The sequence below is a fragment of the Mucilaginibacter sp. P4_E8 genome, from assembly GCF_056401495.1.
On the sequence record NZ_JBFUJG010000027.1, the window covers coordinates 1 to 12,783 of the forward strand.

Sequence of the window (12,783 nt, forward strand, 5' to 3'; positions counted from 1 at the left end):
TACGTTAATAAATTGCCTTTTGCCAATCACCTTTGATGAATTAAGGGAATAATTATAGCTGGGCCTTGGGCAATCATAAAAGGCAGGGAACTAATACAAATCATAGTCCGGCAGACTATAGGGCAAATAAGTTCACCCTGCCTTTTAATAACGTTCTCCACAAAGTTTTTAGTTCTTAACCCCCCTTGGAACCCCCATTTCAACAATAACAATAATCTTAAAAAACTATTGATAAGACCAAAGGCAGGGCAAAGGCCYGTGCGCAAAGAAGCATTTCTGCTGAAAGCCCTTTGGTTACTTTGTGGCTACAAAGTAACTGGCCCTCCAGGGGCCAAAAGCGGGTTTACGATATGCTTATTATTACTTCCCCCAAACTTTATTAGGCTTATTACCCATCACCAGCTCCAGTGTAGCACCAGATGCTATAGCCGCGTAATCAAGATAGCATTTGTGATAGGGTCTGCCGTTAAGCGTGACGCTTTGGATATATACGTTAGCTGGTGAATTGTTTTTTGCTACAATGGTAAATGCTTTTCCTTTGGTATACTTAGGGTCAAGGTTGATCTTTACTTTACTGAAAACCGGACTGGTGATCTCATAACGCATATCGCCGGGGCAAACCTGTGCTATACCACTTGCCGCCAGCACATACCAGGCCGACATCTGCCCAACATCCTCATTACCTACCAGCCCCTCTACTTTATTATGATAAGCTCGCTGGCAAATGATCCTTGTCCACTTTTGTGTTAGCCACGGAGCGCCGAAGCGGTTAAACAAAAACGGCACATGGTGTACCGGCTCATTAGCATGATTATAATAATCGTTCCAGAGCAAATTGGCGGGGGCCTTTTCAAAAAAATTGGTTAGGTCGGTTATGGCTTTCTCATTGCCTCCAAGCAATTTGGCTAAACCGGGCACATCCTGCGGAACAAACCACCCCTGTTGATAAGGGTTACTCTCCACCGTACCATAACCTTGCTGTAACCTGCCGGTCGCGGGCCACTCCTCCCACTCACCGTTATCTTTTTTAGGGCGAAACCATCCTTTATCCTTGTCAAAAACGTTTTGATAGGCCAGCGCCCTTTCTGAATACTTTTCGGCATCATCCTTTTTGCCAGTTGCCTTAGCTATCTGCGCTACACACCAATCAAAATAAGCATATTCTAATGTGCCCGAAATACTGTTGCCCCCGGTGCTAAAACCACGGTCGCCATTGCCGTATTTTGTAGCCGTATTTAAACTATACTGGTAGGCTTTATCAATGTCATAGCCTTTGATCCCTTTCTTATAAGCATCAGCTATAACTGATATGGACGGATTACCGATCATACAGCCACTATAGGCATTCAGCAGTTCCCAACGGTCAAAATATTGGCGACCGTTCTCAGTGGCCAGGGTGATCTGCGAATTGATGAGATCATTTACCAAACCCGGATTAATCAGTGTTTGCAGCGGCATCTGGCTCCTGAATACATCCCAGCCGCTAAAGATGGTTCTTTTAACAAAATGATCTGCAACATGAGCTTTCAGGTCGCCGCCGGGATATTTGCCATCCACATCCTCAAAAGTGCGCGGATCTATCATGGTATGGTACAGGGCGGTGTAAAAAGAGTACTTCTCTTCGGTTGAACCACCCGTTACCTGTATTTTTGATAGGGCTTTGTTCCACAAGCCGCGAGCTTGCTGATGAACTTTATCAAAATCATAATCCTTGATCTCGGCATCTAAATTAGCTTTAGCACCTTCAATAGTATTGTAGGAAATCCCGGCTTTTAATATCACCTGTTCGTTGGCTTTGGTATCAAAATCGGTATAAAAGCCTAAATGTTTTCCTAATTTCTCTTTAACACCCGGTAATATAGCAGCATGAGCTATGATGTTTTGGTACTTTGCACTTTCAATATCCTGTAGTTTGCGGCCCTGACCATCGGGAATGTACGCACTCCATACACCGTATTCTTTTAGTGGCTTATTAAACTGAGCATAAAAATAAACAGTATAAAAAGCCTGACCATCGCCATTACCCCAGCCACCACCTGCAGGTGTACATTTTATCCATCCCTGTATGGTGTGGTCATCAACCACCTTAATATATTGGTTAACCGCGGTACCGCCAACACGCCGGGCAAGGTCTATCTGGATCCGGGAACCAGTGTTTTTAGGGAACGTGAACCGCATGATACCGCAATGAGGCGTAGCGGTAAGTTCGGCTTTAATTTGATGATCAGTAAGCGTAACCGCATAATAACCCGCCGAGGCTTTTTCGCTTTTCTTATCGTAATAAGAACGGTAGCCTTCATGCCGTCCTTCCTTACCTGCACTGGTTTGTAATGTGCCCATGGTAGGCATCACCAAAAAATTTCCAAGGTCGCCGTACCAGCCCACACCGCTCATTTGGGTTAGGGCAAAGCCTTCAATAGTTTTATGCTCATAACTATATCCCGAACCATTGTCGCCACCGGTTATAGTATTTGGACTAACCTGCACCATGCCAAACGGCACAGTAGCGCCTGGGAAAGTTTTACCAAGACCAGCCGGATTACCTGCCGATTGCATATTGGTACTGGCCCCAATAAAAGGATTTACATAATCGGCCAATTGCTTTTGCTGTGCGAACACACTGATGTTGGCGGATACAGACAGGCTTATGCAGATACAAATACCCTTAAGTATATTATTATTTCTGAGCATGATTTATTTACTAAGGTTTTCTTTGGTGATCGATCAAAAACGAATTTTGGGTTTAACAATTAACTGGCAGGTAAAAATATACCGGAACCAGGCTGATAAACATAGATTAAATTACGATGTTGATGGACTATAAATGAGCAATAGCAAATTTATAACTTAGATTTACTTTATGAGGCTATGCCCCATTATATGCACTAAATTTTTACAATAGCAGATGAATTAGTTGGCCTGCTTAACAGCCGTACCCCAGGTATAGATCCTTTTAATACCGGGGTTCTTTTTCAAATTGGCCACAGTTAGGTCGGTAATTTTGGTCTCGTTTAAATTAACAGCTTCCAAGTGTTTTAAGGAAATAAGGTCGTTGCTTACCCCATCAGTCACCGGGTTTTTCTCAATCCGCAGTTTCTCAAGGTTAGTAAACGACCGCAGTATAGCAAGGTCATTATCTGTAAAGTTATTGCCGGATAAATTAAGCCAGATGATGTTTTTAGCCAGCGGCATTAGGTCGCCTTTAATGTCGGCTATTTTTATTCCTGAATTGGCGGGGAGTGTAATATCAAGCATGAGTGGTTTTTTGAGCATCAGCCTTACCATTAACCCTTTTGCCCGCAGATGGGTAATCAGCATGGTATCAGCCTGCACCGGGATATCCGGGTTAATAGCCTGTATAAAGCCTTTTTCATCACCCTCGCCTTCATCTGCGGCATCTTTATTAAAACCTAAATATGCCCCGATCTTAGGTTTAATAGCATCGGTATTTTTAAGCTGGGCTATAGTTTTGCCCTCAACAGCGTTGGCCTGCCCTATCCACCATTTGATGATCTGTACTTCGGTTTTTGTCAATGGCGGTTTACCATCGGCAGGCATAAAATCTTTATGCTCCGGGTCAAGAGTGACCCGTTTGTACAGTTCGCTTTCATTAAGCTTGCCTGCTACTATGGCAGGACCGGTTTTACCGCCCTTTAACAAAGTTTGCAAACTTTCGACCGAAAAACGTCCTTTTTGCTTTCCACCCTGATGACATTGTGAACATTTTTTCTGGAGGATAGGCCCCACCACGTCCTCATAGATCATAGCACTTTGAACGCTTGCGGGCTTATCACGTACTTCCTGCATCAGTGTGTGCATGGTGAGGTAATCATTACCGTGGGTAAGGCTTGCGCCCTGGTGCCCGCTGTAACTCATCAGTACAATTAAGCCTATTAGCAATACCGAAAACAATTTCACGGGGATCCGCACCTCCCTGTTTACCTTATCTGTGGAGATAAAATACAAGAAACCAGAAATAGCGGCAAGTAGGATCCCCGAAAATTTGTGATGGCTTAAAGTAATCGGATCATAATCGCCGGATAAGGAAAGGATATAACCAAAAATGCAGGCCAAAACCGCCGATATAAAGCCTATCAAAAGGGTTATAGATACGGCGGGCTTTAAATTTTCATACTTTTTTAAATAAGATAAAATATTAAAAACAGCAGCCAGCAAAATAAACCCTATTGGTAAATGGACAATAAGCGGGTGCAGGTGGCCCGAAAATTCAGTTATATTCCCTAATATCATACACGCGTTAACTTTACCGGGGCCGTATGGTAAGCATTCCACTGGCATACATACACATTTTTGTCCTCGTCAACACAAACATCATGACCGTGCTGAAAAACAGGATTAACAGCCTGTAATGTTTGCTGTAAAACACCATTTTTATAAACAGGCGCGGCCCCTCCGGGATTTGATATCACCTTGTTATTAGCATCAAGTACGGTTACAAAACCCGAATAATCAAAGCGTTTCCCGGCCGCATCTTTTGACCAGCATACACCGGCGTAAATATTTTGTTCGTTAATTACTGCACGGCATACATACATGCCCGGCATATCAATACGCTTAATAAATTTACCATCCAGCGTAAATACCTTAAAGCAATTTTCCTCGCGCGAAGTACAGATCAGCGTAGGGTTATTTTTATCGCGGGTATCAACAGATACACCATGCGCGTTAACCAAATTATGGTCTTTATTGGTATTATGGTGTCCGCCAAAATGACGGATATACTGCCCCTTGCTATCGTACTGGATAATATAATCAGAGCCATAACCATCAGCCACATAAATATCTCCGTTAGGAGCTACCGCGGTTTCGGTTGGTTTAAATGGTTCATCATCTTTGTAAACACCAATGGTGCGCGGGTGGCCAATGGCGAATATCAATTTTCCATCCAACGTGGTTTTTAATACCTGGCCCGACTGGCCGTAGCTATTACCTGTTCTGTCCAGGGCCCAGCCGCAATCGGTAAGCAATAAAAAGTCTTCGCCGCCCTCTTTGCTGATACTTAAACCGTGTCCACCCGGTAAAGCTGTACCCCAGTAATCAAGCAATTTGCCCGATTTATCAAAGATCAGAACATTATTGTGCGTATGGTCGCCCAGCATAATGAGGCGGCCTTTACTGTCCTGTACCATTTCGTGGCAGTTGGCCAACGGTGTGTTATTTACGCTGATTTTTGCCCAGTTCTTGTCGGCCTTGTAAGTAAAGCCGCCGTGGCCTATAGTTTGATCATCTGGCTTCATATCCTTATGTAATATTGCAAAACTGTTTACAGGTGTGGTAGCCACTAAGGCCGATGCGATTGCAGAGTTTTTTAAAAAATTTCTTCTCGAATTCTCCATGGTTTTTAATTGTTCAATTGTTTGTACATAAAGAAAAAGAATCAGGAGTTAAGAATCAAGAGATAAGAAAAATAAATATATTTTAATTGCATGGCGTCTTGATTCCTGACTCTCATAGCTTGCCTCTCCTACCTAAGTTAATATATTTCTTACAACTTTTCCCTCCACATCGGTGAGTCTGAAGCGCCTGCCCTGAAATTTATAGGTAAGCCTTTCATGGTCAATCCCCATCAGGTGCATCAGCGTGGCCTGAAAATCATGCACATGTACCGGGTCTTTGGTAATGTTATAACTAAAATCGTCGGTTTCGCCATATGATATGCCGGGCTTTACTCCCGCACCCGCCATCCACATGGTAAAACAGCGGGGATGATGATCGCGCCCGTAATCATTCGCGGTAAGTTTTCCCTGCGAATACACGGTACGGCCAAATTCACCGCCCCATATCACCAATGTATCTTCCAACAAGCCGCGTCTTTTCAAATCTTTGATCAGGGCAGCCGTAGCCTGGTCAGTAGCTTTGCATTGGGTGGCAATGGCCGATGGTAAATTAGTATGCTGATCCCAGCCCTGATGATATAGCTGTACAAACTTCACGTCTTTTTCAAGCAGTTTACGGGCCAGTAAGCAATTGGCAGCATAAGTGCCTGAATCGCGACTATCAGGCCCGTACATTTCAAACACCTCGTTAGGTTCATCGGCGGTGCTCATTACTTCGGGTACCGATGTTTGCATCCTGTAGGCCATTTCATACTGCGAGATCCTTGCTTCTACTTCAGGATCGCCATAGGCCTGGTTTTGCAGCCGGTTTAATTTCGACAAGTATTCCAGCATCTCTTTCCTGTCCTTACCATCATAACCATCGGGGTTATTCAAATACAGCACAGGATCTTTACCGGCCCTGAACTGTACCCCCTGATGTTTGGATGGCAGGAAGCCGTTACCCCATAACCTGGCATACAGCGGTTGGTCTTTTTGCCCGTTTTTGGAAACCAGCACAATAAAGGTAGGCAGGTTATTATTGTCAGACCCTAAACCGTAGCTGATCCACGAACCTATGGATGGCCTGCCGGGAAGCTGGTTACCCGTCTGGAAAAATGTAATAGCCGGGTCATGGTTAATAGCCTCTGAATGCATGGATTTGATGATACAAAGATCATCAACCACCTGCGCGGTATGCGGCATTAGTTCGCTCATCCAGGTTTGGCTTTCGCCATACTGGTTAAATTTATAGTATGATGGCACCATTGGCAACACGCTTTGGTTGGCGCTCATCCCGGTAAGGCGTTGCCCCTTGCGTACCGAATCGGGCAGGTTTTGGCCCAACATGGAAGTTAGCTTGGGTTTATAATCAAACAGCTCAAACTGCGATGGCCCGCCGCTTTGAAACAGGTACACTACCCTTTTGGCTTTTGGCGCGAAATGCGGTAAAGCCCGCAGAATATCGGCTTCCAGATCGCCTTGTGCAGCGCTCATGACAGCTTTAGGTGAACTACCGAACAGACTATTACCAAACAGTGACCCTACGGCCAATGCACCCAGACCAAGCGAGGTTTTGGTTAAAAAATCGCGCCGGTCAAGCTTTTTATTGAGTTCGCTAAATTCAGGTGTATGCAACCTGAACTCTTCATCATGATGAAAATTCGACATGCCGTTCTATCTTTTGGTTAATGATGCATCAGAATTTAATATAGCGCTGGCAATAACCGTATTGGCGGCTATCAGCGCGCTATCCATTTTTTTATCCACTTTATATTGACCGGTATTTAACCAGCCGTTTTCTTTTTCAGGATGTTGTTTGAATTTTTTAAGCTCTATTTGTTGAAGCGTGAGCAACAGGTCGACCTCTTTGGGTAAGGGTGTACGACCAGTAAGTTTGCGATAGGCGTTCTTTATAGCCATACGACTATCATTTGACCTGCTTATCTGCTCGCCCATTACTTTGGATGCCTCCACAAATGTGGGGTCATTAAGCGTTACCAATGCCTGCAATGGCGTATTGGTTGGCTGTCTGCGCATAATGCAATAACTTCGAGAAGGTGCATCAAATGTTGACAGCGTTGGGTTAGGCACCGATCTTTTGATCACCACGTATAAACTGCGGCGATAAACTGCCTTGCCAGTATCGGGCGTGTAAGTAGTGTTGTTTATTTCCCAGAGTCCTTCTGGCTGATAGGGTTTAACACTTTTTCCGCCTATCTGGGTATTTAACAACCCGCTGGCAAATAAGGCGTTGTCCCGTATCATTTCGGCAGTCATACGATATGAGGGACCGTGTGAAAGAAAACGATTTTCTGCATCTTTTTCAAAGGCCTCTTTACTGGCGCGGGAATCCTGACGATAGGTTGCCGACATTACGATCAGTTTATTCAATGCCTTAACATCCCAGCCCGATTCCACGAATTGTACAGCCAGCCAGTCCAACAATTCCGGGTGACTTGGCATTTCGCCCTGGTTGCCAAAGTCCTCGGCAGTTTTCACTAATCCTACTCCAAAAAAGTTTTGCCAAAAACGGTTCACAGCTACTCTTGCCGCCAGTGGGTTGTTGGGATTGGTTACCCATTGCGCTAATCCATACCTGTTTTTAGGCAGGTTTTTAGGATATGGCAATATGGCTTCTGGTGTGTTAGGGAAAACCTGCTCGCCCGGCATATCGTAATTACCTCTTTTTAACAGGAATGACTTTTTAGGCTTGGGCATTTCCTGCATCACCATCAACTCATCAATATTTTCGGTTGAATCAGATAATGTGGTACGCAGGGCCTTTAATTTTTGTTCTTCTGCCTTCATATCCGGGTCAACGGCGGCTAAGTAATAGCCTTTTAACGTATTAACTTCCTCAACAGATAAGGCAGCTTTGTCTTTACCGGCAATGGCTGCCCAGTTTGCTTTTTGTGCCAGGGTTTTAACTTCAAAAGGTGTTAAGGCTCGGTTGTAAACGGCAATATCATCAGCTTTGCCATCCTTAAAACCACGCCCGCGCCACCAGCCGCCAATTTGCAGACCGGGCTGTGCGCCACCGCCAATGAATAGGATATCTTTAGTGAGCTGATCCATGGTGGTTTCCATCTTCATTTCGGCCCCATTCATATACAATTTGAAACCCGTCGCTTTTGATGACCCATCATAAGTTGCTGTAAGCTGGATCCATTTATCTCTCGGAACATCGTCAATACTAACCTTGGTAATGGCATTTGACGGCCCGGTGTGCGCCATGTTCAATTCCAGCTTGTTATTTTTAAGATACAGGTGATATCCCCTGAAATTATACAAACGCTCGGCGTTGCTTTTATGAAAAATAACACCTTCGGTAAGTTGCCTGGGGATATTAACCCATATACCAACGCTAAAAGGCTCCGATTTACGGAAAATGCCTACTTTGTTCAGGTCGAGCCAGGCATCGCCATTGAGTACTATGGCTTTACCACTGCCCTTGTTTTCAAATACCGGCCCGTCGCCTGGTAATCCGGTTTCGCGCTTCATGGCGCCAATATCTTTACTGCTTACGTTACTGACCAAACTGCCTTTATCAAAAGTGTAATAGGCCTGTAAGCCATTAGCAGGTATTTTATCGACAGCCAGTTTTTTGTAGTCACCGGCATTCAGCCATTTTTCAAAACCTGCCGCAGCCTTACTTTGGGTAAGGGCGATGTTGTGCTGCTCCTGTGTTATATTGTTGTTTATAAACTGTAGTATTTTCTCCTTTTGCTTGGTGGGCAGCATCAGTGTAGGTGTCGGCAGGGCATCGTCCCATGATATTTGACCTGCTTCTTTTACATTATTAAAAAAGCTGAATAGCTGGTAGTAGTTTTTTTGTGAAATAGGATCAAACTTATGATCGTGGCATTTGGCACAACCAACTGACATGCCCAGTACAGCTGTACCAAAAGTATTGGTGCGGTCAATTACATATTCGGTCTGAAACTCCTCCTCCACTATACCGCCTTCCATATTTTGCTGATGGTTGCGGTTGAAAGCGGTCGCGATGATCATATCACGGGTTGGGTGCGGCATCAGGTCGCCGGCCAGTTGCCATTGGATAAATTTATCATAAGAAAAATTGGTATTAAACGCCTTGATCACCCAATCGCGGTATGGCGACATATCCCTCAATCTGTCAACTGTGTAGCCATGTGAATCGGCATAGCGGGCCACATCCAGCCAATCAACAGCCATTTTTTCGCCATAATGGGGCGAATTAAGCAGGCGGTCAACTTGTTTCTCATAAGCGTTGGACGAATTATCCTTTAAAAAATCATCGATCTCTTTTAAAGTTGGCGGCAAACCAGTTAAATCTAACGAAACCCGGCGCAGCAGTAATTCCTTATCAGCCTGTTTAGATGGTTGTAACTTTTTTTGCTCCAGTTTAGCTAGTACAAAATTGTCTATCGGGTTATTGGCTGTCCAGTCTTTATTATCCACCTCGGGCACATCTGGTTTTACGGGTTTCACAAAGGCCCAGTGCGGTTTATATTTTGCACCATCCTTGATCCATTTTATCAGGATAGCTTTTTCAGTAGCGGTTAGGGTATGATGTGATTCGGGCGAAGGCATCATATATTTAGGATCATTTGACAGGATCCGGTGAAAAAACTCACTTCCTTCCAGGTTTCCGGGATCAATGGCTACTTTGCCTTTATCTTCGGGCAGGTCGGCATAAGCAAATTTGGCTATATCCAGCCTCAAACCGGCTTTTTGTTTTGCTTTATCGGGACCATGACATGCAAAGCATTTATCCGAAAGAATAGGCTTTACATCTATATTATAATCCAGCGAATTGGGCAAAGCGTTATAAGCCTCCTTTACATCGGGTGGCAGATCAACAGCTGATGAATAAAAATATATACCAGTTATGAGCACCACCAGGGCGCCAAGCAGTATAAAAAGAAGCCTTCGCATGAAGTAAAATTTATCCGGTTTATAATTTATAAATCTACGGGGAGCATGTGAGTAAAAATTTCACAAACACAACTTAAGTTTGCACAAATCCGACTTTTTATTAAAATATATCCCCTATTTTATCTAAATTGCAAATGCCATATTATTATGAACAGGAGTATTTTAAGATCTACATTCGGCTTACTGAATACGGATCATGTTAAATTGAACAAAAACTGGAACTACAAGAACGTAACCAGTACTTTTTATCGCCTTTATTTTATTGATGGCGGCGAGGGGAAGTTATATAACACTACAGAAGTATTCAGACTGGAAGAGGGTTATTTATACTTAGTACCCAGTTTTACAACCTGTAATTATTATTGCGATAGTTATTTAAGCCAGTATTATATATCCTTTTCAGAAGAGTCGGCAGATGGTTCATCCCTTTTTTCATCAAACAGGAAAATATTTAAAATAAAAGCTACCGAGGAGGACATTACCTGCTTTAAGCGGATATTACATTTAAACCCAGACAGGGGCCTGCAAAAAATTTCATATAACCCCAACGTGTATGAAAAACGGCCGATATTAAAAAACTTTGGCGAACTGAACCAATTTATGCACGTTTCTGCCTATGTAGAAACAAACGGGATATTATTGCAACTACTCTCGAGGTTTTTGATTCCCGAACTTTTTTTAATGAAGGATAACAGCATTATACACTCCAAAGTATCTGATGCCATAAATTATATACAAACCAATTTACAGACAACGATTACCGTAGCCGATTTGGCGAAGCGGGCAAATCACAATCCTGATTATTTTTCGAGGCTATTTTATGAAAACACCGGCGAACGCCCGTTAACCTACGTACAATCAAAAAGGATTGAACGTGCCCAATTATTGTTAACTACTACCGATATGCCCTTTTATGAAATAGCTGCCGAAACAGGTTTTGAGAACCTATCGTACTTTTCGCGGATATTTAAAAATATAACCGGGCAAACGCCCAGTGCTTACAAAAAACATAGCCTGGTGATGTGATAAGGTATTTAATAAAATGAAATTATTACAATTAAAATATTAGTTTTAAATTGTTAACTTTTAACTTGAACACCCATAACCTGGTGTTAATTACTTTTTATGACTTTAGAACCTTTTATCGCGTTTTTTTTGGTTACCCAATACCGCAGAACCTTAAAAACACAGGATATAAATAATAGTCAATGGAACCAGTATGTGCAATATGCATTTTGGGCATCCATAGCTTTTTTGTGCCTGATGTTTGTATCCAAGGACAATTTGCTGTTTGCCTTATTCAGCCATCTTTTTACATTCCTTTTATTAGCTGTACCCTTTACTTTTGACGAATTTAAAACCAACCGCCCGCTGGTAACATCGGTACTCCCATACGTTGTTATATCGCTTATAGCCGTTTTAATTGAAAAACTTTTCCTTAATTTTTATAACGATTATAATGAGTTTTTTGAAAGTGCCAAAGCGTTTGGTATTTTGTGGTTTTGCGCCATGTGGTTTATTAATCGCAGGCAAAGCAAAGCTCTTGAATTGGAACGTAAAAAGCGGCGCGATGAAGAAGAGCAAAACCGCATGATGGCCGCCATGAAGGTTAACCTGGAGAGCGAAGTTAGACAACGCACTGCCGAACTAACCCACCAGAAAGAAGAACTGCAGCTGGCCCTGGCCGAGCTTAAAAGCACACAGGCCCAATTGGTACAACAGGAAAAAATGGCCTCGCTGGGTGAGCTTACCGCGGGCATAGCGCACGAAATTCAAAACCCATTAAACTTTGTAAACAACTTTAGCGAGGTAAGTATTGAACTGTTGGATGAACTAAAGCATGGTGTATTCAAAGATCTGCCTGATGATAGCAAGGAAGAGGCCGATGAGATCATGAATGACATTACCCAGAACCTGGCTAAAATAAACCAGCATGGTAAACGTGCCGATGCCATTGTAAAAGGGATGTTGCAGCACTCCAGGGCTACCACCAGTAAAAAAGAGCCTACAGATATTAATGCCCTTGCCGATGAATATTTACGTTTAAGTTACCACGGATTGCGGGCTAAAGACAAATCATTTAATGCGGGAATGAAAACCAGCTTTGATGCAAACATTGGTGATATTGACGCTATGGCGCAAGACCTGGGCAGGGTATTGCTGAATTTATATAATAACTCATTTTACTCTGTTGCCGAAAAGAAAAAACTACTTGGCGACAGTTATGAGCCAACAGTAAGCGTAACTACCAAACTGGTAAAGCTTGCATCAGGCAGCAATGCTGTTGAAATTACAGTAAGCGACAACGGAATGGGCATTCCGCAAAAGGTACTTGACAAAATTTACCAGCCATTTTTTACCACCAAGCCTACCGGGCAGGGAACTGGTTTGGGCTTATCCATGAGTTATGATATTATTACCAAGGCCCATAATGGTGAGTTGAAAGTAGAAACAGCCGAGGGCGAATATGCAAGGTTTATTATTACCATCCCTACTACCGGTAATTAATAGAAAAACGAATACAAAA

Annotated in this window: 7 protein-coding genes; 2 read left to right on the forward strand and 5 right to left on the reverse strand. The window is 43.2% G+C overall.

Annotation, left to right across the window (positions count from 1 at the left end; all coding sequences use genetic code 11):
• Positions 1 to 360 precede the first annotated feature (360 nt).
• From AC1DRQ_RS12910 to AC1DRQ_RS12930, 5 genes are all read right to left on the reverse strand, one after another.
• The gene (locus AC1DRQ_RS12910) at positions 361 to 2,691 is read right to left on the reverse strand and encodes a GH92 family glycosyl hydrolase (protein ID WP_477424946.1); all 2,331 of its coding nucleotides are present in this window, start codon (positions 2,689 to 2,691) and stop codon (positions 361 to 363) included.
• A 219-nt stretch (positions 2,692 to 2,910) separates the two neighbouring features.
• Positions 2,911 to 4,251, reverse strand: a complete 1,341-nt coding sequence (locus tag AC1DRQ_RS12915; RefSeq protein ID WP_477424948.1) for a DUF2231 domain-containing protein — start codon at positions 4,249 to 4,251, stop codon at positions 2,911 to 2,913.
• Positions 4,248 to 5,357 carry a twin-arginine translocation signal domain-containing protein gene (locus tag AC1DRQ_RS12920; protein ID WP_477424950.1) on the reverse strand — a complete coding sequence of 370 codons (1,110 nt, stop codon included), beginning with the start codon at positions 5,355 to 5,357 and terminating at the stop codon, positions 4,248 to 4,250. The genes AC1DRQ_RS12915 and AC1DRQ_RS12920 overlap by 4 nt, the downstream gene beginning before the upstream one ends.
• Positions 5,358 to 5,489: 132 nt before the next feature.
• Positions 5,490 to 7,007, reverse strand: coding sequence for a DUF1501 domain-containing protein (locus AC1DRQ_RS12925; RefSeq protein ID WP_477424952.1), 1,518 nt, complete (start codon positions 7,005 to 7,007; stop codon positions 5,490 to 5,492).
• A gap of 6 nt (positions 7,008 to 7,013) precedes the next feature.
• Positions 7,014 to 10,256 carry a DUF1553 domain-containing protein gene (locus AC1DRQ_RS12930; protein WP_477424953.1) on the reverse strand — a complete coding sequence of 1,081 codons (3,243 nt, stop codon included), beginning with the start codon at positions 10,254 to 10,256 and terminating at the stop codon, positions 7,014 to 7,016.
• A gap of 147 nt (positions 10,257 to 10,403) precedes the next feature.
• On the opposite strand from AC1DRQ_RS12930, the gene AC1DRQ_RS12935 reads away from it, so the two are divergent.
• Together AC1DRQ_RS12935 and AC1DRQ_RS12940 are read left to right on the forward strand one after the other, a co-directional pair.
• Positions 10,404 to 11,282 carry a helix-turn-helix domain-containing protein gene (locus AC1DRQ_RS12935; RefSeq protein WP_477424955.1) on the forward strand — a complete coding sequence of 293 codons (879 nt, stop codon included), beginning with the start codon at positions 10,404 to 10,406 and terminating at the stop codon, positions 11,280 to 11,282.
• A 99-nt stretch (positions 11,283 to 11,381) separates the two neighbouring features.
• Positions 11,382 to 12,764 carry a sensor histidine kinase gene (locus AC1DRQ_RS12940; protein WP_477424957.1) on the forward strand — a complete coding sequence of 461 codons (1,383 nt, stop codon included), beginning with the start codon at positions 11,382 to 11,384 and terminating at the stop codon, positions 12,762 to 12,764.
• Positions 12,765 to 12,783: the final 19 nt, after the last annotated feature.

Bases quoted from the DNA above. Each gene is read 5' to 3' on its own strand.
- AC1DRQ_RS12910 (WP_477424946.1), bottom strand. From the start codon at position 2,691: ATGCTCAGAAATAATAATATACTTAAGGGTATTTGTATCTGCATAAGC.
- AC1DRQ_RS12915 (WP_477424948.1), bottom strand. From the start codon at position 4,251: ATGATATTAGGGAATATAACTGAATTTTCGGGCCACCTGCACCCGCTT.
- AC1DRQ_RS12920 (WP_477424950.1), bottom strand. From the start codon at position 5,357: ATGGAGAATTCGAGAAGAAATTTTTTAAAAAACTCTGCAATCGCATCG.
- AC1DRQ_RS12925 (WP_477424952.1), bottom strand. From the start codon at position 7,007: ATGTCGAATTTTCATCATGATGAAGAGTTCAGGTTGCATACACCTGAA.
- AC1DRQ_RS12930 (WP_477424953.1), bottom strand. From the start codon at position 10,256: ATGCGAAGGCTTCTTTTTATACTGCTTGGCGCCCTGGTGGTGCTCATA.
- AC1DRQ_RS12935 (WP_477424955.1), top strand. From the start codon at position 10,404: ATGAACAGGAGTATTTTAAGATCTACATTCGGCTTACTGAATACGGAT.
- AC1DRQ_RS12940 (WP_477424957.1), top strand. From the start codon at position 11,382: ATGACTTTAGAACCTTTTATCGCGTTTTTTTTGGTTACCCAATACCGC.